This is a genomic window from Pseudomonas sp. CHM02, assembly GCF_000612585.1.
In the GTDB taxonomy this organism is placed as follows: Bacteria; Pseudomonadota; Gammaproteobacteria; order Pseudomonadales; family Pseudomonadaceae; genus Aquipseudomonas.
The window spans coordinates 58590-78116 of record NZ_JFCA01000038.1 but is presented as its reverse complement, the minus strand read 5'-3'; the positions used below and the strand labels follow the sequence as shown (position 1 = coordinate 78116).

Annotated in this window: 17 protein-coding genes and 2 pseudogenes; 10 read left to right on the top strand and 9 right to left on the bottom strand. The window is 61.7% G+C overall.

Annotation, left to right across the window (positions count from 1 at the left end):
* Positions 1-107 precede the first annotated feature (107 nt).
* The gene (locus BM70_RS0121985; RefSeq protein WP_177326577.1) at positions 108-1427 is read right to left on the bottom strand and encodes a Na+/H+ antiporter family protein; all 1320 of its coding nucleotides are present in this window, start codon (positions 1425-1427) and stop codon (positions 108-110) included.
* Between the two features lie 332 nt (positions 1428-1759).
* Here BM70_RS0121985 and BM70_RS33985 point away from each other — a divergent pair.
* Both BM70_RS33985 and BM70_RS33980 read left to right on the top strand, forming a co-directional pair.
* Positions 1760-3049, top strand: a pseudogene (locus BM70_RS33985) (HAMP domain-containing protein); the annotation flags it as partial.
* A gap of 348 nt (positions 3050-3397) precedes the next feature.
* Positions 3398-3907: pseudogene (locus tag BM70_RS33980) on the top strand (methyl-accepting chemotaxis protein); the annotation flags it as partial.
* Between the two features lie 103 nt (positions 3908-4010).
* Here BM70_RS33980 and BM70_RS0121975 read toward each other — a convergent pair.
* From BM70_RS0121975 to BM70_RS0121960, 4 genes are read right to left on the bottom strand one after another with little or no spacing between them, the layout of a single operon-like run.
* Positions 4011-5324, bottom strand: a complete 1314-nt coding sequence (locus BM70_RS0121975) for a sensor histidine kinase (RefSeq protein WP_025858006.1) — start codon at positions 5322-5324, stop codon at positions 4011-4013.
* A complete protein-coding gene (locus BM70_RS0121970; RefSeq protein ID WP_025858005.1) occupies positions 5321-5989 on the bottom strand; it encodes a response regulator transcription factor in 669 nt (222 codons plus the stop codon). Before BM70_RS0121970 ends, BM70_RS0121975 begins: the two co-directional genes overlap by 4 nt.
* Positions 5989-6300 carry a PepSY domain-containing protein gene (locus BM70_RS0121965; RefSeq protein WP_016980044.1) on the bottom strand — a complete coding sequence of 104 codons (312 nt, stop codon included), beginning with the start codon at positions 6298-6300 and terminating at the stop codon, positions 5989-5991. Before BM70_RS0121965 ends, BM70_RS0121970 begins: the two co-directional genes overlap by 1 nt.
* Complete coding sequence (locus BM70_RS0121960; RefSeq protein ID WP_025858004.1) at positions 6300-6602, bottom strand: PepSY domain-containing protein; 303 nt, start codon at positions 6600-6602, stop codon at positions 6300-6302. The genes BM70_RS0121965 and BM70_RS0121960 overlap by 1 nt, the downstream gene beginning before the upstream one ends.
* Before the next feature lie 157 nt (positions 6603-6759).
* Here BM70_RS0121960 and BM70_RS0121955 point away from each other — a divergent pair, with 157 nt between their 5' ends.
* The 8 genes from BM70_RS0121955 to codA all read left to right on the top strand — a co-directional run bounded on the left by BM70_RS0121955 (position 6760) and on the right by codA (position 13685).
* The gene (locus BM70_RS0121955) at positions 6760-7839 is read left to right on the top strand and encodes a hypothetical protein (protein WP_025858003.1); all 1080 of its coding nucleotides are present in this window, start codon (positions 6760-6762) and stop codon (positions 7837-7839) included.
* 181 nt (positions 7840-8020) lie between these two features.
* Positions 8021-8377, top strand: coding sequence for a 6-carboxytetrahydropterin synthase QueD (gene queD / locus BM70_RS0121950; RefSeq protein WP_003190259.1), 357 nt, complete (start codon positions 8021-8023; stop codon positions 8375-8377).
* 126 nt (positions 8378-8503) lie between these two features.
* A complete protein-coding gene (locus BM70_RS0121945) occupies positions 8504-8878 on the top strand; it encodes a hypothetical protein (RefSeq protein ID WP_025858002.1) in 375 nt (124 codons plus the stop codon).
* On the top strand, positions 8875-9072 hold the full coding sequence (locus BM70_RS0121940; RefSeq protein ID WP_025858001.1) for a helix-turn-helix transcriptional regulator: 198 nt from the start codon (positions 8875-8877) through the stop codon (positions 9070-9072). Before BM70_RS0121945 ends, BM70_RS0121940 begins: the two co-directional genes overlap by 4 nt.
* Positions 9073-9136: 64 nt before the next feature.
* A complete protein-coding gene (locus BM70_RS0121935; RefSeq protein WP_025858000.1) occupies positions 9137-9760 on the top strand; it encodes an NUDIX hydrolase in 624 nt (207 codons plus the stop codon).
* Positions 9761-9951: 191 nt separating this feature from the next.
* Entirely contained in the window at positions 9952-11220 is a 1269-nt protein-coding gene (gene codB, locus BM70_RS0121930) for a cytosine permease (protein WP_025857999.1), read from the top strand.
* On the top strand, positions 11217-12422 hold the full coding sequence (locus BM70_RS0121925) for a PucR family transcriptional regulator ligand-binding domain-containing protein (RefSeq protein WP_025857998.1): 1206 nt from the start codon (positions 11217-11219) through the stop codon (positions 12420-12422). Before codB ends, BM70_RS0121925 begins: the two co-directional genes overlap by 4 nt.
* Positions 12423-12449: 27 nt before the next feature.
* On the top strand, positions 12450-13685 hold the full coding sequence (gene codA / locus BM70_RS0121920) for a cytosine deaminase (protein WP_025857997.1): 1236 nt from the start codon (positions 12450-12452) through the stop codon (positions 13683-13685).
* A gap of 9 nt (positions 13686-13694) precedes the next feature.
* On the opposite strand, the gene BM70_RS0121915 is transcribed toward codA, so the two are convergent.
* Genes BM70_RS0121915 through BM70_RS0121900 form a run of 4 tightly spaced genes read right to left on the bottom strand, consistent with a single transcriptional unit; the run spans position 13695 to position 19486 of the window.
* Positions 13695-15845, bottom strand: coding sequence for a lipase family protein (locus BM70_RS0121915; RefSeq protein ID WP_025857996.1), 2151 nt, complete (start codon positions 15843-15845; stop codon positions 13695-13697).
* 14 nt (positions 15846-15859) lie between these two features.
* Positions 15860-16639 (bottom strand): hypothetical protein, encoded by a 780-nt coding sequence (locus BM70_RS0121910; RefSeq protein ID WP_025857995.1) that lies wholly within the window; start codon positions 16637-16639, stop codon positions 15860-15862.
* Positions 16632-17468, bottom strand: coding sequence for a DUF4123 domain-containing protein (locus tag BM70_RS0121905; protein WP_025857994.1), 837 nt, complete (start codon positions 17466-17468; stop codon positions 16632-16634). The genes BM70_RS0121910 and BM70_RS0121905 overlap by 8 nt, the downstream gene beginning before the upstream one ends.
* Entirely contained in the window at positions 17468-19486 is a 2019-nt protein-coding gene (locus tag BM70_RS0121900) for a type VI secretion system tip protein VgrG (protein ID WP_025857993.1), read from the bottom strand. Before BM70_RS0121900 ends, BM70_RS0121905 begins: the two co-directional genes overlap by 1 nt.
* Positions 19487-19527: the final 41 nt, after the last annotated feature.

Genomic DNA, 19527 nt, shown 5'->3' with positions numbered 1-19527 from the left:
GTATCAGAAAAAATCGAGGTGCCTGGATTTGGGGCGGCTTCGCCACCCAGCGCGGGGCAAGCCCGCTCACCACAACAAGCCCATTCACTACAACAAGCCCGCTGCGGTCAGAGGGTCATGGCGGCCAGCCAGCCGAATGCCAGCAGCGGAAGGTTGTAGTGCAGGAACGTCGGCACCACGGTGTCCCAGATGTGGTGATGCTGGCCGTCGATATTCAGGCCGGAGGTGGGGCCAAGGGTGGAGTCCGAGGCCGGCGAACCGGCGTCGCCCAACGCACCGGCCGTGCCGACGATGCACACGATAGCCAGCGGGCTGAAGCCCAGTTGCACGCACAGCGGCACAAAGATCGCGGCCAGGATCGGCACCGTGGAAAACGACGAGCCGATGCCCATGGTCACCAGCAAACCGACCAGCAACATCAGCAACGCCCCTACCCCACGGCTGTGGCCGATAAAGGCTGCCGAGGCTTCCACCAGCGAACGCACATCGCCGGTGGCCTTGAGCACTTCGGCAAAACCCGAGGCGGCGATCATGATGAAGCCGATCATGGCCATCATCTTCATGCCTTCGGTGAACAGGTCGTCGGTGTCGCGCCAGCGAACGATGCCCGACACCGAGAAGATCAGGAACCCGGCCAGGGCGCCGATGATCATCGAGTCCAGCCACAGCTGGATAATGAACGCCGAGGCAATCGCCAGGCCGGCCACCAGCAGGGTCAGCGGGTTGTACTGCACGGCCACCTGTTCGACCCGCTCGATTTTCTCCAGGTCGTACACGCGTTTCTTGCGGTAGCTGACAAACACCGCCACCAGCAGGCCGACCACCATGCCCAGCGCCGGCAGGCTCATGGCCTGGGTGACGTTGACCTGGCTGATGTCCACGCCGCTCTTGGCCACGTTGGCCAGCAGGATCTGGTTGAGGAAGATATTGCCGAAGCCCACCGGCAGGAACATATAAGGCGTGATCAGGCCGAAGGTCATCACGCAGGCGATCAGGCGGCGGTCCAGTTGCAGTTTGGTCAGCACGTAGAGCAGCGGCGGCACCAGCAACGGGATAAACGCGATATGGATCGGCAGGACGTTCTGCGAGGCAATCGCGACCACCCACAGCAGGCCGATCAGCAGCCATTTGACGTGACTGCCGCCGGTGGCTTCCTGGCGGTCCACCAGCAACAGCGCCTTGTCGGCCAGGGCGTGGGCCAGGCCGGATTTGGCAATCGCCACGGCGAAAGCGCCAAGCAATGCGTAGGACAACGCCACGGTGGCACCCCCGCCCAAGCCGCCATTGAAGGCCTTGAGCGTGGCCTCGATACCCAGGCCGCCGGTAAGGCCGCCCACTAGGGCACCGACGATAATGGCGATGACCACATGCACGCGGGACAGGCTGAGCACCAGCATGGTGCCGACCGCGGCAATGACTGCGTTAATCATGGTTACCTCAAGCAAAAACATAAAAAACAGGCATGCCCGCGCCCAGGCGGCCATCGGGTGGCAGCCAGCGTGCAGGCTTGAAGGAGGTCTTATTAGAGGGCGCGCACTTTGCCGGACGCAGGTTCACATGTCAAAAAACGAACCTTGTAGTGAGCGAGCTTGCTCGCGCTGGGCTGCGCAGCGGCCCCAAAATCAATGGGAGCGCTGCGCACTCCAGCGCGAGCAAACTCGCTCACCACAAAAGCAGGTTTAAATTGATCGTTTGAATAAAGAAAAACCGGCATCGGCCGATAACCGAGGTCTATGTGTTTTCAGGTAAGGATGTACCGATGTCGCTTAGGCAGCTCTCCATTCAATGGAAAATCACCCTGCTCGCCGGCCTGTGCCTGCTGGGAATCGTGACCCTGCTGGTGGGTCTGTCGCTGTATCGCATGGAGCAGAGCTCGCAGCAGGTCAAGGCCTCCAGCATGCTGATGCTGGATGAAGCCGCCCAGGCGCGCATCGAGGCCCAGGGTGAAGTGCAGGCGCTGGGCATCCGCCAACAGTTCATGGACGCCTTCCAGTACGGCCATGGCTTTTCGCGCCAGGTGCTGTTCCTGCGCGAGCAAGCCGAGAAGCGCTTTCTCGACGCCTTCGACACCCGCGAAGACCTGACCCGCCAGGTCAAGGCCGCGCTGCAGGCCAACCCGGATTTGCTCGGCTTGTCCCTGGTGTTCGAAGCCAATGCCCTGGATGGCAAGGATGAGTTGTTCGCCGGCCAGGCGGAGCTGGGCAGCAACGACAAAGGACGCTTCGCCCTGTACTGGTCGCAACCGACGCCGGGCAAGTTGACCTCGATGGCGTTGCCGGAAAGCGACATGTCCGACACCAGCACCGGCCCCAGCGGTGAAAAGGCCAACGCCTGGTTCACCTGCCCACGCACCACCCTCAAGCCGTGCGTGATCGAACCCTACTTCTACAAGATCGACGGGCAAAACGTGCTGATGACCAGCATCGTCTTCCCGCTGATGGTCAATGGCAAAGTCATCGCCTCGTTGTCGGTGGACATCAACCTCAACAGCTTGCAGGCCGTGAGCCAACAAGCGAGCCAGAAGCTGTACGACGGCCAGACCCAGGTCAGCATCCTCAGCCCTGCTGGTTTGCTCGCCGGCCACAGCGCAGACGCGAGCAAACTCAGCCAGCGCCTGGACCAGGTCGACATCGCCACCGGCGCGCAGTTGATCAGCGCCCTGGCCGGCAGCACACAGATCCGCAGCCTGCGTACCGACCATCAGCTCAAGGTACTGGCGCCGTTCGCACCGATTCCGGATGGCAAACCGTGGGGCGTATTGCTGGATGTACCGGAAAAAGTCCTGGTCGCCCCCGCCGAAGCGCTGAAAGCCCAACTGGATGCCGACAATGCCAAGGGCACCCTGTTGGAACTGGGCCTGGGTTTGATTGCCGCCGTGGTCGGTTTGATCCTGGTGTGGCTGATGGCGCGCAGCGTGACGCGGCCGATCCTCGGCGTGGCGCACATGCTCGAAGACATCGCCAGCGGCGAAGGCGACCTGACCCGCCGCCTGGCCTACAACAAACAGGACGAGTTGGGCCAGTTGGCCGGCTGGTTCAACCGTTTCCTCGACAAGCTGCAACCGATCATCGCCGAGGTGAAACGCTCGGTGCAGGACGCCCGGGGCACCGCTGACCAGTCCGCTGCCATTGCGACTGAAACCAGCGCCGGAATGGAACAGCAGTACCGCCAGGTCGATCAGGTGGCCACCGCCTCCCATGAAATGAGTGCGACTGCCCAGGACGTGGCCCGCAGTGCCGCACAGGCTGCGCAAGCCGCACGCGATGCCGACCAGGCCACCCGCGACGGCCTCACGGTGATCGACCGCACCACCCGCAACATCGGCGAGCTGGCGGCAGATATGAGCACCGCCATGACCCAGGTCGAAGGTTTGGCCGCCAACAGCGAGAAAATCGGTTCGGTGCTGGAAGTCATTCGCGGCATCGCCGAGCAGACCAACCTGCTGGCGCTCAACGCCGCCATCGAAGCCGCGCGTGCCGGTGAGGCCGGCCGTGGCTTTGCGGTGGTGGCCGATGAAGTGCGCAACCTCGCGCAGCGCACCCAGGAGTCGGTGGAAGAAACCCGCCTGGTGATCGAACACTTGCAAAGCGGCACCGAAGAGGTGGTCGGTTCCATGGGCAACAGCTATCGCCAGGCCCAGGGCAGCGTCGAACAAGTCGGGCAGGCCGTGACCGCCCTGCGCCAGATTGGCGATGCTGTCACGGTGATCAGCGACATGAACCTGCAAATCGCCAGCGCCGCCGAAGAACAGAGCGCGGTGGCCGAGGAGATCAACAGCAACGTGGCGACGATTCGCGATGTGACCGAGTCGCTGTCGGAACAGGCGAACGAGTCGGCACGGGTGAGCCAGGCGTTGAACAGCCTGGCGAATCAGCAGCAGGGGTTGATGGATCAATTCCGCGTGTAAAAACGCACACGTGTAGGAGCCCGCTTGCCGGTGATGGCGGCCTTGAAATCATCACAAGGTCACTGGCCTCATCGCCGGCAAGCCGGCATCTACAGGGTGTGCGTTAGCGCTTGGGCAATTCGATCAGCACTTTAAGGCCGCCCAGTTCAGACGCTTGCAACTGCAACACCCCGCCCCACACCTCGACGATATCCCGCACGATCCCCAGCCCCAGGCCATGACCGTCAATCTGCTCATCCAGGCGCGCGCCACGGCTGAACACCTTGTCACGCTGGGTTTCGGGGATGCCGGGGCCATCATCTTCCACCGCCAACAGGTAACGGTGCTCAGCGTCGGTGACGGTCAGGCGCACCTCGGCATCCGCCCATTTGCAGGCGTTATCCAACAGATTGCCGAGCAGCTCCAACAAGTCTTCACGGTCCCAAGGCAGTTGCAGGCCAGGCGCGGCGTGATAGCTCAGGTCCAGGTGTTCACCGTGGATCATGGTCAGGGTGGCGAGCAGGCCGGGCAGCTCTTTCTCGCAATCGAACAACGCACCGGGCAGGGTTTCACCCGCCAGGCGAGCGCGGTTGAGTTCGCGGTTGAGGCGTTGCTGCACTTGCTCCAACTGGTCACGCAACAGTTTGCTCAGTTCAGGGTGGTCCTTGAGCGCCTCGCTGGACGCCGCGCTCAACAGGACTGCCAATGGGGTTTTGAGCGCATGGCCGAGGTTGCCCAAGGCATTGCGTGAACGCTTGAGGCTGTCTTCGGTGTGGGCCAGCAAGTGGTTGATCTGCGCCACCAGCGGCTCCAGTTCCAGCGGCACCTGGGTGTCGAGTTGCGAGCGCTGGCCCTGCTGCAGTTGGGCGATCTGGTTGCGTGCGGTCTCCAGCGGGCGCAATGCGCGGCGCACGGTGACGCGTTGCAGGACCAGCACCAGCAACAACGCCGCCAGCCCCAGCACCAGGCCGATCTGGCGCATCAGGCGGAAGCTTTCACGCACCGGGGTGTAGTCCTGGGCCACGCTGATGGAAATCGATTGGCCGAAGCGCTTGTAGTCCGAGCGCAGCACCAGCAGTTGCTGGCCTTCCGGCCCCAGTTGCAGGTTGCCCTTGAGCCCGGCCTCGGGCAGGCGCGGCAGTTCCTGGTCCCACAACGAACGGGAGCGCCAGTGGATATCGGCAAAGTCGATGCGAAAGTAATGCCCGGAGAACGGTCGCTGATAGGCCGGCGACAGGCGCTGTTCATCCAGTTGCACGCCGTTGGGCCCGCGTACCAGCGCCACCAGCAGGTTTTCGGCATCGTTGCGCAGCCCGGCTTCGAGGTAACGCTGCAAACCGGCTTCGAACAGCCACAGGCTGGTCTGCGCCAGCACCACGCCGACGATCACCATCACGCTGATCAGGCCCAGGCTCAGGCGTCGCTGGATCGACCTCATGCAGGACTGGCGCCAAACCGGTAACCCTGGCCGCGCCGGGTCTCGATCACGCTGCGGCCCAGCTTGCGGCGCAGGTGGTTGACGTGGACTTCCAGCACGTTGGAATCGCGCTCGGTCTCGCCGTCGTACAGGTGCTCGGCCAAGTGGCTTTTCGACAGAATCTGTTCGGGGTGCAGCATGAAATAGCGCAACAGGCGGAATTCGGCGGCGGTCAGCTGGATCTCGGCCCCGTCGCGCAGCACGCACTGGCGGCCTTCATCCAAGTGCAGGCCGGCAGCCTGCAACGTGGGCTGGTTGGCCTGGCCGTGGGAACGGCGCAACAGCGCCTGGATGCGCAAGTGCAGTTCTTCGGGGTGAAAGGGTTTGGCCAGGTAATCGTCGGCGCCGGCCTTGAGCCCTTCGATGCGCTCGGCCCAGGAGTCGCGGGCCGTGAGGATCAGCACAGGCGTCGCCAACGCGGCGGCACGCCACTGCGCCAGTACCTCAAGCCCCGGCAGACCGGGCAGGCCCAGGTCGAGAATGATCAGGTCGTAGGGCTCGCTTCGGCCCTGGTAGACGGCGTCACGCCCGTCCGCCAGCCAATCGACGGCATAGCCCTGGCGCTGCAGGCCAGCCAGCAATTCATCAGCCAAGGGTACGTTGTCTTCCACCAGCAGCAGGCGCATCAGTCTTCCTCGTCTTTGATCAGCACACCGGTGCTCGCGTCCAGCTTGATCTCGCGCACCACGCCTTCGGTGGTCACCAGTTCCACTTCATAGGCATATTGCCCATGCTTCTTTTCCAACTCGGCTTCCAGCAGGCGTGAGCCGGGATAGCGCGCCATGGCTTGCTGCAGCAGTTGCTCCAGCGGCAGGATCACCCCCTGCTGACGCAGCGCCAAGGCTTCATCCTGGTTGAGGTCGCGGGCCGCCAGGCTGGAGCAAAATGCCATGAGCACCAGCGCCACGCGACTGCCTGCGCGTAAATTTACCTTCATTACGTATCCTGATGATTCTTGAGAACCTGCCCGGTGAGCGCGTCCAATTCAACATCCCATTCGATGCCGTGGGCATCTTCCAATTCGACCTCATAGACGTACTTGCCATAGGCCTCGTCCAGGTCGGTATCCAGCAGTGTCGAACCGGGATGCAGGGCCAGGGCCGTGGCTTCCAGTTGGTCAAAGGCGACAATAGTAACAGCGGCAGGCACGTTCAGTGGCTTGTCGGGGTCCACGGCTCGGGCCTGGGTCGCCGTGAAGGCGATGATACCGGCGGCGACCAGAGCGGTGAGGCGCTTCATGATAAGTCTCCGTTACAGGATATTTTCCTACGCCGGCCACCGTACGCCCTGCAACTTAACTGAAACTGAATTGCCACCATGGCAATTCCCACCCAGGCCTTTTCCCACATCCCGCGAGATTTTCTATAATGCCCCGCTCGCTCGAACAGAGACCGGTATGACAGCCATCCACATCAAGTTTCCTGCCCTGACGCTCAAGGCCGGCAAACGCGCCTTTGCGCGCATTCGTGAGCAAGGCCTCAAGCCTGCCGATGTCGGCATCCTGCCGGGCGCGGCTGGCGGCCCCAAGGCGCTGGGCATCCAGGGCCTGGACCTGGCGCTGTTCGGCGACTGGCTGCCCCGCGCGCCGCGGGAGCGGGCGCTGATCGGCGCGTCCATCGGTTCCTGGCGGTTTGCCAGCGCCTGCCTGCCCGACCCGGTGCAAGGCCTGCTGGACCTCGGCCGCTTGTATAACGAACAACGCTTTGCCAAAGGCGTGACCATGGCCGAAGTCAGCCAGAGCTGCCAGCGCATGCTCGACGACCTGCTGGCCGGCCGCGATGCACGGGTGCTGGACAATCCGGCCTATCGCCTCAACATCATGGTGGTCAAGAGCCATGGCCTGCTGGCCGACGACCACCGTGGGCGGCTCGGGCTGGGCCTGTCGTCGGTGATTGCCGACAACTTGCGCGGCCGCGCACGACTGTCGCGGCACTTCGAACGGCTGATCATCCACGACCCGCGCCAGGCGCCGCCGGTGCATCCATTGAAGGATTTCCCCTCGCGCTTCCTGGCCCTGGAACTGGGCAATCTGCGCCAGGCCTTGCTGGCATCGGGCTCGATCCCCATGGTGATGCAAGGCGTGCGCGACCTGCCGGGCGCCGGCGCCGGCACCTACCGCGACGGCGGCCTGCTGGACTACCACCTCGACCTGCCCTACCACGGCGATGACATCGTGCTGTACCCGCACTTCACCGACCGGGTCATCCCCGGCTGGTTCGACAAGGGCCTGCCGTGGCGTCGCAGTAATCAACAGGGCTTGCAGGATGTGTTGCTGCTGGCGCCGTCCAGGGACTACCTGGCCCGCCTGCCCCACGGCAAACTGCCGGACCGCAGCGACTTCAAGCGCTTCATGGGCGATGACCCGAGCCGCAACAAGTACTGGCAGACAGCGATGAGTGAAAGCCAGCGGCTGGGGGATGAGTTTCTGGCGCTGGCGGATAACGGCACATTGGGCGAACGGCTACTGCCCCTTTGATAGTGCAGGAGCGTGCTTGCGCGCGAAAAACACTCAAGAACGCCGCGTTCATTCAGGATCCCCGCGTCAGAGCTAACGATTTTCGCCAGCGAGCTCGCGCCTACAGAGGGGCGGTATGCGCGGTCAGGGCTCAAGCTGTTAAACTCGCCACCTGCCAGACACCGACCGAGCTTAAAACACTGTGGAAATCTTCAAGGAATTTACATTCGAATCCGCCCACCGCCTGCCCCACGTACCGGAGGGCCACAAATGCGGGCGCCTGCATGGGCATTCGTTCAAGGTGGCGATCCACCTGAGCGGCGACCTGGATCCCCATACCGGCTGGATTCGCGACTTCTCGGAGATCAAGGCGATTTTCAAGCCGCTCTACGAACGCCTCGACCACAACTACCTCAATGACATTCCAGGCCTGGAAAACCCGACCAGCGAAGTGCTGGCCAAGTGGATCTGGAATGAGCTCAAACCCCTGCTGCCCGAGCTCAGTGCGATTCGCATCCACGAGACCTGCACCAGCGGCTGCATCTATCGCGGCGAATAAACCGTCGCTGTGAAAAAACCACCCCTGCGGTGGTTTTTTTGTGCCTTTCATTCCGAATGTAAAGCACACTTGACATAGCAACCCTACACCCCCAATGTAAAGCACCCTTTACTTATGGAGATGGTCATGTCGGTCAAACGCTTCCTGGTGGAATTCGCAGTGACAATGCTGGCGTACATGCTGTGCGTCGTGATTTCCACCGCCTACGTCTCGTCCATGCCCGACGGCATCGCCAAAATAGCCCTGGCATTGCTGCCGGTCATTCCGATGATCGCGATGGCGATTGCGATCATCCGGCGGCTGAACGCGATGGATGAAATGGGCCGCAAGATCCAACTCGAAGCGCTCGCCGTGGCCTTTGTGTGCACTGCGCTCACGACCTTCAGCTACGGTTTCCTGGAAACCGCCGGCTTCCCGCGCCTGTCGGCGTTCATGGTGTGGCCGGTCATGGGCGGAGTCTGGTGCGTAGCGACGATCATCGGCACAAGGCGCTACCAATGAACAACCTGATGCGCCAGTTGCGCTCGGAACTGGGCTGGTCCCAGGCCGACCTTGCCGAGCGCCTGGGGGTATCGCGCCAGACCGTCAATGCCATCGAGACCGGCCGCTACGATCCAAGCTTGCCGTTGGCATTCAAGATCGCCAAGGTGTTCGAACGGCCCATCGAAGTGATCTTCGAAGCGCCTGCGGATTGAACGACGTTCAAAGGAGCACGCAGCCATGATGCGCCCCGCCACCAAACCACTGCAGGAGTAGCCCATGGAAAGTACCTGGCTGGCCCAGGCCAAACGCTTGCAGGCATTGGCCTCTACGGGGCTGCATTTTTGCACCGATGATTTCGAGCGCGAGCGCCTGGAAGAAATTGCCGAGATTGCCCACAGCATGCTGGCGCAATTGGGCAACGTGCCGTTGGAACGCATCACCGGCTTGGTGACGGACTTTGCCCAGCGCTATTCGACGCCGATGATCGATGTGCGTGGTGCAGTCATCGAGGGCGACCGGATTCTGTTGGTGCGCGAGTTGACCGATGGCTGCTGGGCGTTGCCGGGAGGTTATGCCGACATCGGTTTGTCGGCGGCGGAAAATATCGTCAAGGAGATTCGCGAAGAGGCCGGGCTGACGGTGACCGCTCGGGCACTGTACAGCGTGACGCATAAGGCCAAGGGGTTGTATCGCCCGGATGTGCGGGACTTCTACAAGCTGTACTTCCTGTGTGAACGCGTGGACCAACTGGCGCCGATGGCCGGGTTCGAGACCACCGAAGTGGGTTTTTTCCGCCTCGATGAGCTGCCGCCGCTGTCCCGTGGACGCACCATCGAGAGTGATCTGGAAGCCGCATTCGCCTTCCATCGTGGCGAGACGACCTACACGCTGTTTGACTGATCCATTTTGTATCACCGCTGCACCGCTTTCGTGCCCGATTGGGCACTGCGAACACCTATTCCTGCGTTTACCCCCTGTTTAGCTATAAATACTGTGCACGGTGCACAGCACCGACCGTGCGCCTATCACTGCCTTCGGTTTGGCACGCGCGATGCAATAGGCCTGCGTCACTCATTCAGGGAGCAAGGCACATGACGCAGCAAGAACCGGGCAACGATTACCCCCTCAGCGAAGTCCCGATGCATGCGCGCAAAGGCCTGGCGTCGACCGCCATGGTGCTGCTGGGCTTTACTTTTTTTACCGCGACCATGTTTGCCGGCGGCAAGCTGGGAGTGGCGTTCAGTTTCATCGACATGCTCGGCGTCGTGGCCCTGGGTAACCTGCTGTTGGGTATCTACGCCGCAGGCCTGGGTTACATCGCGTTCAAGAGCGGGCTGAACTCGGTACTGATGGGACGCTTCTGCTTTGGTGAAGTGGGCAGCAAGCTCAGCGACTTGATCCTCGGCTTCACCCAGATCGGCTGGTACGCCTGGGGCACAGCCACCGCCGCCGTGGTGCTGGGAAAATATTTCGAGCTGAGCCAGGGCAGCGTGCTGGCGTTGATGGTGCTGTTCGGCCTGGTGTTCTGCGCCACGGCCTACATCGGTTATCGCGGGTTGGAGATTCTGTCCTACATCGCCGTGCCGGCGATGGGCATCCTGCTGTTTCTGTCGATGTGGGTCGCAACGGTGAAAGTCGGCGGGCTGGAGGGATTACTGGCGGTAGTGCCCACCGGTGAACTGGACTTGTCCACGGCGATTACCCTGGTGTTCGGTACCTTCGTCAGCGGCGCCACCCAGGCCACCAACTGGACACGGTTTTCACGCTCGGCCAAGGTGGCGGTGCTGGCCAGCCTGATCGGTTTCTTTGTGGGCAATGGCTTGATGGTGCTGATCGGCGCCTACGGTGCCATCGTCTATCAACAACCGGACGTGGTCGAAGTGTTGCTGCTGCAAGGCTTTGCCATGGCGGCGATGGCCATGTTGCTGCTCAATATCTGGAGTACCCAGGACAACACCATCTACAACTTCGCGGTCGCCGGCTGTAACCTACTGCGCACCAAGCGGCGCAAGACCGTGACCCTGGCCGGTGCGGTGATCGGCACCCTGCTGGCGTTGCTCGGCATGTACGACATGCTGGTGCCGTACCTGATTCTGCTGGGCACGGTGATCCCACCGATCGGCGGGGTGATCATGGCGGACTTCTTCTACCGTTATCGCGGCCACTATCCGCGCCTGGCAGATGTACGCCTTCCAGCGTTCAACTGGCCAGGGCTGGTGGCCTATGCGGTGGGCACGGTGCTGGCGTTCAACTCGCCCTGGGTCGCGCCGCTGGTAGGCATCGTTGCCGCGTCCCTGACCTACATCGTGCTCACCGCCGTACTACGCGTGCGGGCCCCCTTGGCTGACGCCCAGGCATGAGCCTGACCATTGCCGATGTGCTGGCCCTGCCGGGCCTGGAGTCCATGCGCCTGCGCGCCGGTGAGGCGGGCCTGGAGAATGGTGTGCGCTGGCCCTACGTGGCGGAAAACAGCGGGATTGCCGAATGGGTATTGGGCGGCGAGCTGGTGTTCGTCACCGGCATCAACCACCCACGGGATGAGGCGAACTTGTTGCAACTGCTGGAGGAAGCCTGCGAGCGTCAGGTGGCCGGATTGGTGATCCTCACGGGCCCGGCGTATATCCAGGCGATTCCCCAGCGCTTGCTGGAGGCCGCTGAAGCCGCCGGCATACCGCTGATCGAGCAGCCCTACTCGCTGAAAATGGTGCTGGTGACCCAGGCTATTGGCTCGGCGCTGATCCAGTCCGAACAATTGGGGCGCTCGCGGCACGATGTGCTGGAGCGCTTGCTGACCGGCGATTACCAGTCCCTGGATCTGCTGCTGCACCGTGGCGGGCAGTTGGGCCTGTCGTTGGCCGGACACTGGCAGGTGGTGCAACTGCAATTGGAAGGCAGTGAGTTGCTGTTTGCCCAGGGCGACGCCGCGTCGGTCGAGGCGCAACTGGCCCGGCAACATGACGCTATCAGTCGGCGTTTGCGGCAATTGTCGGCGGGGTTGCCGGTGCTTGGGCGGGCCGGACAATGGACGTTGCTGTTGCCGGCCCCGGATGCTGTCGCCGCCTTGGCCAACCGTCAGCAATTGGCCAATTGGCTCAACCCGCTGAACCTGCGCCTGGCACCGCTCAAATTGTTTATCGGCCTCAGTGCCGCCGCGCATCCACCGGCACGCCTGGCCCAGGCTCAGGATGAAGCGCGCCAGGCGTTGACGGCCGCGCGGCGGTTCAGCGAGCGTGCAGGGCTGTGCGTGTACGACGAACTGGGCGTACTCAAATTGCTCAGCGGCGTGCGTGATCGCGCCCTGCTCGATCAATTCCTGAATGAACGCCTAGGTCCGCTGCTGCGCCATGACTTGCACCATGGCCCCAGCCTGATGCCCACCCTGGAAGCCTGGTTTCACGAGAATGGTAACCTTGTGGCCGCCGCCCAGCGGCTGGCCGTGCACCGCAACACCCTGACGCACCGCGTCCAGCGCATCGAAGCCCTGTGCGGGCTGACGCTGGATAATGCTTATGATCGCCTGGACATCGGTATCGCACTGATGATCTGGCGACTGTCTGCCTGATTGTTTTTAGCCAAGAGGAACTTGCCCATGCACATCATCAACGCCCGCCTGCGCAACCGTGAAGGCCTGCATGATCTGCACCTGGAAAACGGCCGGATCGCCCGTATCACCCCGCAAACGGGGTCACCGATTGCGGCGGCGGGCGACCTCGATGCCGCCGGCAACCTGGTGATTGCGCCCTTCGTCGAACCCCATATCCATCTCGACGCCACACTGACCGCCGGCGAACCGCGCTGGAACATGAGCGGCACCCTGTTCGAAGGCATCGAATGCTGGGGCGAACGCAAGGCCACCATCACCCAGGAAGACGCCAAGACCCGCGCCAAGAAGACGATCCAGGCCCTGGCCGCCCATGGAATCCAGCATGTGCGTACCCATGTCGACGTCACCGACCCGGACCTCACCGCACTCAAGGCCATGCTGGAAGTGCGCCAGGAAAGCACGCACCTGATCGACCTGCAGATCGTCGCGTTCCCCCAGGAGGGTATCGAGTCGTTCCGCAACGGCCGCGAACTGATGGAAGAAGCCATCCGCCTCGGCGCCGATGTGATCGGCGGTATCCCCCACTTTGAATACACCCGCGACCAGGGCGTGAGCTCGGTGAAGTTCCTGATGGACCTGGCCGAACGCACCGGCTGCCTGGTGGACGTGCACTGCGACGAAACCGACGATCCGCATTCGCGCTTCCTCGAAGTGCTGGCCGAAGAAGCGCGCAGCCGTGACATGGGGGCTCGCGTCACTGCCAGCCACACCACCGCCATGGGCTCCTATGACAATGCCTACTGCGCCAAGCTTTTTCGCCTGCTGGGGCATTCCGGTATCAGCTTCGTCTCCTGCCCCACCGAAAGCATTCACCTGCAAGGCCGCTTCGACACCTTCCCGAAACGCCGTGGCGTCACCCGGGTCAACGAACTGCTGGAGGCCGGCATGAACGTGTGTTTCGGCCAGGACTCCATCGTCGATCCCTGGTACCCCTTGGGCAACGGCAACATTTTGCGGGTGCTGGAAGCCGGTTTGCACATCTGCCACATGCTCGGCTATCGCAACCTGCAAAGCGCCCTGGACCTGGTCACCGACAACAGCGCCAAGGCCATGGCCTTGGGGGACCGTTACGGCCTGGAGCCTGGACGACCAGCCAACCTGTTGATCCTCTCCGCAGACAGCGACTACGAGGTGATCCGCAGCCAGGGCCTGCCGCTGTACTCGATCCGCAACGGCCAGGTATTGATGAAACGCCAGCCCGCGCAGGTTGAGTTCATTTAAAGGCCGGGCTCAGACGATCGAGTCGATATCCAGCGTTTGCGCTCTCCCCCATTCGTCAGGCATGGCGGGAGGGATACTGGCGACCTGGGCCGGCTCACGGTTTTCACGGTGGCTGAACCAGCGCTTGAGGCTCGGCTGCACGTTGGCATTGTGGGCGTGACTGCCATAGACGTCTCGGGCTTCCAGACGGCGCCAACGCAGGCTTGCAAGGCGTTCGCGACTGGTGTGCAAGCGGTCGATCTCGGCATTCAAGGCTTCGTTGTGTTCATAGCCACGGTCGTTGGCGGGACTCAGGCGGGCCAGTTCACGACGCTTGTCGCGCAGTTGCTGGCGCATGGTCTCGAGGGCGTGGTCGAGCAGTTCGAACTCCCTCGGCGTTACCAGGGGCCCGCTGCTTTCCTGGGTTTGTTGCCAGCGCCGCAGTGTCGCCCACGCGGCCGGGATGTAGCTGGCGGTCATGAAGTGCTGGTTGGCCTGGAATAACTGCCGGAGCAGGTTGTCACGATTGGGCATGTCGCCATGGAGTTGCAACGCTCGGTTGCAGCCGGCTTCCTGGATAGATTCGCAGCCCGGCTTCCACAACACCGAAGAATGCGTGCCATCGGCGAGCACGATCGGCATGAAGTGTTGCTGTTCGCCATGGTGCTGGTAGGGGTTGCCTCCGAAACGTACCAGGCCGGCGGCAAACAGCAGCCCGCCCGGCGCGGGCGCACTGAACAGTGTGACGGCGCCTGGCACCCAGAGTTTGGCGGTGGTGTTCATCCACGGGGCCGGCACGCTGGGGACGGGGTCGTTGTGGTTGACGATGCGGTGGTGGACCAGGGTTGAGGCGCCGAGGGTGAATTCGGAGTCGGCTGCGCGAGGGGCGCCGTAGGTGTAGAGGAGGATGTTGTAGGTCCCCTCGGTTGCTCGGCGCAGGCCTTCTGCAAGGAGCAAAGCGATTGCACCGCCCAGGCTGTGGCCGCAGATGATTAGTCGTTGACCAGAGTGAAATCGGCTGAGGTAACGCAGCACAAAATCGCGCATGGCTCTGTAAGCCTGATAAAAACCTTCATGTGCCTTGCCGACGCCTTCGGCGAAAGCCACCTGATGGGCATCTGCATCCCTTAACCCATCAGCTGCACTGGCAGTACCACGCACTGCAATCAGGATTACCTCGTCATGGTGGCTGATAAATGCCTGAGTATCGGTACCAAACTCTTCATCATCGAAAAAGTGCAAACTCGCCGGATGCTCCTGCTTGTCGCCCAACTCCGGCCGGTTTTGTGGATACAACGCAGGATCGAAGGGCACTATCTCGAAACGCCTGGAGTACGGGACTTCTTCGTACAAGGGGTAGAAGCGCTGCTGTTGCTCTGCATCGACCCGCCAGGCCTCGTGATAACCCGAGAGTTTTTCAGCAAAAAAATGACCGACGCTGGGGTCGAGGGGAAAACGGACTTCTTCTTGAGGCCGTTGAGGTGGCTCCTGGCCGAAATTGCAGTAACTCAAGGTGGCCATCAACGCTAACTGATACAGGTTCAAGGCACAGAAGCTGTCTTCAGTCGAAAGCATCGGACGTAAAGCTCGCAGTGGCCGAACCTCCAGAACGGTATGGTTATTGGGAAACAACACGATCCCCGCCAAGGTCTGTTGGGGCGGTCCGAACCCAAGATCGGCCAACATTTTTAATGCGTGGCGTCGGGGTTGATGAGTCCGCGGTTCCACAGGTGGCAAGTGGGCAACATGGCTAACCAAGTCGCGCACTTCAACCTGATAGAACCGGTTGGCCTTTTGTTGTGCCGGATTAGCTTCAGTGCGCAGACCGTCGGGGCTAGTAAATCGAGTTTTTTCAGCGCGAACCTGAAGCTCGGTGATAGGAAGCTTATAAGCGTGGCGCAACATCAGCCGCTGATACGGCTGCTCCGTTCCTGAGTACGGGTCGTCAAAAACAAGGACCACAGGCCCGCAGTAAATATCTCTTAACTCGGCAAAGCCATCGCCATTCAGCCTGCTTTTGTACTGTTGGCCTGCGCTATCGTGGACGGTGTAAGGCAGACCACCGTATGCCGTTCCAATACCTAGTTCATCGACCAGACAAAAGCTAACCCACTGGCCTCTTAACGGACAGACCGGCTTATTTTCACTGAAAAAAGATTGCTTCCTTGCATCCAGCTTCATGAGCGTACTCCTTGTTATCTGCAAGATGGGTAGACATCACAAATGCGGCCATCCGGCATTTTTATAGGTTTGAAGTCGGTGATATTTCCGTTGCAAAAGGCGTCTAGATCTTCGAAGCTTTTACCTTTACAACGCTTCCATCCGCCGGGAACCATCACCCAACTACCGTCAAAATACGGTTCTTCCTCGTCAATTAAAGTCAGCGCCAACCTGAGTGTTTTTCCCGGCAACTGATCCCGTTGCACCACTAGGCCTGATCGCTGTCCGTGCGGCTGACGGGCCACCTCAAAAGCCCCGCATGAAAGAATCTTGATGATCGCGTGTTGTTTCCCCACCGTCCGAAACAACCACTGACATTGCTTATGCAATTCCTGAACACCGGTTTCTGGCATCCCAGGTATATCTGCGTTCGAGGGATCTCTAATCGAGATACCTGCAATATCGCCATCGACGTCCGTATCTCTCTTTCCCCATTTCGCATAAATATCAAAATCCACACTGCGCAAAACCGTAGGGCACCCTTCAATGACCTCACTTAGCGGTAGCTCAAAACTCACGCGTTCAGCCACCGGTTTGTAACGCGCAATAAAGATCTTTCTCTCAGGCCGCTTGCCTCGACGCCTAGGCAAGGTGCAGGTTTCCCCAGTCGCGGGCCCGTAGTTGGCGCCGCCGATGAAGCGAAATTCCTCCGGCAAGTCCACCTCCAACGTAAACCGCTCGACCGGCCTCCCCACACACCCCGTCAGCCCCATAACCCCCAGCACAATCAACACCCCCCACCTTCGCCTACTCATCCTTTCCCCCCGTCAATTTCCACTGCGCAACTACCCGTTCAAAATGGTCCCCCGGTTCCTCACCAACCAATGGTTGCCACCGAATCACACTGCTGCGCGTAGCCTCTTCCAGCCGTCGCACCACCAGAAACGCCAGCTGTTCCGGCTCCCGCCATTGCCAGGCGCGAGCCTGCTCCAGTACCTGCACCAGCCAGACCCTTGGGTCCTGGAATTCCGCCAACGCGACCAGGTCTTCGCTGTGCTCGGTCAACAGGTAACGCAGGATATTGGCGTGCAGGATGGCTTCGGCGTTCGGGTTGGGCGTGTTCAACCATGGCGCGGGGGCCGGCACCGGGTGTTCACCGGGAGCCGGGTTGTCAGCCATGCACCAGTGCTCTTCATGCCAGTAGCACACGCTGACCAACGGGCCGAGGAAGGCCGGCCGATGTTCCGGGCGCAGATAGGCCAGCGCACGCGCCAGGGTGCGGTTGTCGTGAAAGCGGTACATCGACTGCGTACCTTCCAGTCCCACCAGCAGCCTGTCACGCCAGTGTCGCGTCACGACCGCCAAGTCCTCGCTTGGCAGGCTGCCCAGCCAGCCCCAGTTGTTCTCGGGCTGCTGCAAAAGGCCGAGCAATGCAGGCTCGTTCATCTGTTCCAGCAACAGAATCACGGGGCCTTCCCCCGCCAGTTCCGCCAAGTCGGTCTCGGCGTAGAGGCTGCGATACTGTGAAACATCCCGCGTCGCCAGCAATGGCTGACAGGCCTCGTTATTCCCCTCAAGAATCAAACACAGTCGGCGTCCCGCCTGATGCTGTTGAGCCGCCCATTGGCCTGGCATGTCCTGCATCAAGCGGCCCTCCCCGGCAGATCACACAAGCCTTCTCGGCAGCGCTCGCACACCGGGCAGTAATCGGCCCCCAGTTGCCTGGCCAGGTTCATGATGGAGCCTTGCACCGTGGAGATCCTTGGCCTGTCGGCCGGCACGGAGGCATTCGCCACCGCGATTGCGGACGGTGAGCCGCCAAGCGTAATGGGGCGACTGCTGAAGATGCCCCCTGCCTGGATCACCAGGTGCTCGCCACCCGCCTTGAGGCTCAGTTGCGCTCCGGCGTCAATCACCAGGCGGGCGCCGGACTTGAGATAAAGCTGCTGCCCAGCCTCGACGAATAACGTCTGACCGACACGGGTCAGGCTGTCGCCTTGGACCTCGAGGTGGTCGCTGGCCTTGAGTACGACGTTGCGATCACCGGTGACCTGGCGATGCTCCTCGCTGCCCAGGTGAGTCGTGCTCATACCCTGGATGACTTCCCACCGTTTGCCCGCCACCTCCAGCCGGCTGTCATGGCCCACCTGCTGTTCCAGGTCTCGCTGAGCACGCAGGTAAATCAGCTCCTCGCCACGGCGGTCTTCCAGGTACAGCTCATTGGCGCCTGCGCCGCCGAGGGTGCTGCGACTGCGCAAGACACTTCGGGTCTTGTACTGCGGCAAGAGATAGGCTGGCCTGTGCGATGCATTTGGCAGGCAACCGTTGATCAGCGGCTGGTCCGGGTCCCCTTCCAGGAAGGTCACCAGCACCTCCATGCCCACACGCGGGATCATCGTCGCACCGAACCCGTCACCGGCCCACCCGGAGGCAACCCGCACCCAGCAACTGCTGTTGTCATCCGACGTGTCCAGGCGGTCCCAGTGAAAGCGCACCTTCACCCGGCCATAGGCGTCGCAATGCACGTCCTCGCCAGGCGGCCCGGTCACGGTGGCGGTCTGGCTGCCATGGATGGTCGGTTTGGGATGCTTGAGCGGAGGTCGATGCACCGCTTGCCAGGGGGTCGCGGTAAAGCGGTTGCGGTACCCCACGAAGACATCGGTCGCCGGTGTCGCCTCTTCCAGCACTTGCGGCTGATAGCCCTCGTGGCGCACCGACGTAAGGAGCCACAGGTCGTTGCAGGACGGATCGGGGTGATTGCGTAATTCAAGGAAATGCCCGCTGCGCAGGGCGTGTTGATCACTCTTGCCCAATGCCCGAAGACGGTCGCGCTGGTGACGCTCCAACCCCCGCCGCGCCAATCGCTTGCCGCGGGCATGGCCGGTAAATCCCGCAGGGTAGTGATAATCCTCAAGAAGCTGCGCCGGAGCAGCGCCCGCGGTGTCCTGCAGAAGCAATGAAGGGTGTTCGAAGTCATGATCGCGGCGCACTGTTTTCTGGCTGCGTGTGGCCAGGCGCACATCGAAACGCTGGATAACCTGGGTATCGGCTTGCGGCCCGCCCGCAGCGCAATAGCGCTGTACGGGCAAGCGGCGAAACACCGTCTGGTCATCACCGAACACCAGCAGGTGAGCGTCCGCGCTGTGTCGGAAATGGTAGTGAATGCCCTCCTCTTCACACAGCCGCTGGATGAAGTGCAGGTCGCTTTCCGCGTACTGCACGCAGAAGGTGCGCGGCGGGTAAACCACAGGGCCCAGCTCGAACGCATAGGCGTCCGCCAGGATGCCATGCTGTTCAAGAACCGCCGCGATGATCTGCGGCACGCTGCGTTGCTGGAAAATCCGCTGGTTGCGCCGATGTGCAAGGTAGGCCAGCCGCGGCGCCAGGGTCAGGTGATAGCGCGTGATGCGCCGGCCTGGGTCATCCCGGCCAATGGCGTAGACCTGCCCATGCAGGCCGTCTTGCGGTTCACCGAAGTCCAGGTAGGCGGGTTGGTGGAGCAACGATTCCAGGTCAAGGGAAGGGTTTTCACTCACGACCTGTACCTGGATGAAAAAGGGTTGATCAAGGACCTCGCTGCCTTTGAATGCCAGCACTTGGAAGTCGATATTGGTGCGTGGAAGAATCAGTTTGAAACGTGACGAAAAAAACGCGTTAACCATCCGTTGTTACCCGCCGCTGATGAATATGCCGCCTGGAATAC

What these genes read in the sequence shown, in the direction of transcription:
- BM70_RS0121955 (WP_025858003.1), top strand. Translation starts at nt 6,760, where the DNA reads ATGACAGCCATCCACATCAAGTTTCCTGCCCTGACGCTCAAGGCCGGC.
- BM70_RS0121935 (WP_025858000.1), top strand. Translation starts at nt 9,137, where the DNA reads ATGGAAAGTACCTGGCTGGCCCAGGCCAAACGCTTGCAGGCATTGGCC.
- BM70_RS0121945 (WP_025858002.1), top strand. Translation starts at nt 8,504, where the DNA reads ATGTCGGTCAAACGCTTCCTGGTGGAATTCGCAGTGACAATGCTGGCG.
- BM70_RS0121915 (WP_025857996.1), bottom strand. Translation starts at nt 15,845, where the DNA reads ATGAAGCTGGATGCAAGGAAGCAATCTTTTTTCAGTGAAAATAAGCCG.
- codA (WP_025857997.1), top strand. Translation starts at nt 12,450, where the DNA reads ATGCACATCATCAACGCCCGCCTGCGCAACCGTGAAGGCCTGCATGAT.
- BM70_RS0121900 (WP_025857993.1), bottom strand. Translation starts at nt 19,486, where the DNA reads ATGGTTAACGCGTTTTTTTCGTCACGTTTCAAACTGATTCTTCCACGC.
- codB (WP_025857999.1), top strand. Translation starts at nt 9,952, where the DNA reads ATGACGCAGCAAGAACCGGGCAACGATTACCCCCTCAGCGAAGTCCCG.
- BM70_RS0121970 (WP_025858005.1), bottom strand. Translation starts at nt 5,989, where the DNA reads ATGCGCCTGCTGCTGGTGGAAGACAACGTACCCTTGGCTGATGAATTG.
- BM70_RS0121975 (WP_025858006.1), bottom strand. Translation starts at nt 5,324, where the DNA reads ATGAGGTCGATCCAGCGACGCCTGAGCCTGGGCCTGATCAGCGTGATG.
- BM70_RS0121925 (WP_025857998.1), top strand. Translation starts at nt 11,217, where the DNA reads ATGAGCCTGACCATTGCCGATGTGCTGGCCCTGCCGGGCCTGGAGTCC.
- BM70_RS0121910 (WP_025857995.1), bottom strand. Translation starts at nt 16,639, where the DNA reads ATGAGTAGGCGAAGGTGGGGGGTGTTGATTGTGCTGGGGGTTATGGGG.
- BM70_RS0121960 (WP_025858004.1), bottom strand. Translation starts at nt 6,602, where the DNA reads ATGAAGCGCCTCACCGCTCTGGTCGCCGCCGGTATCATCGCCTTCACG.
- BM70_RS0121940 (WP_025858001.1), top strand. Translation starts at nt 8,875, where the DNA reads ATGAACAACCTGATGCGCCAGTTGCGCTCGGAACTGGGCTGGTCCCAG.
- BM70_RS0121965 (WP_016980044.1), bottom strand. Translation starts at nt 6,300, where the DNA reads ATGAAGGTAAATTTACGCGCAGGCAGTCGCGTGGCGCTGGTGCTCATG.
- BM70_RS0121905 (WP_025857994.1), bottom strand. Translation starts at nt 17,468, where the DNA reads ATGCAGGACATGCCAGGCCAATGGGCGGCTCAACAGCATCAGGCGGGA.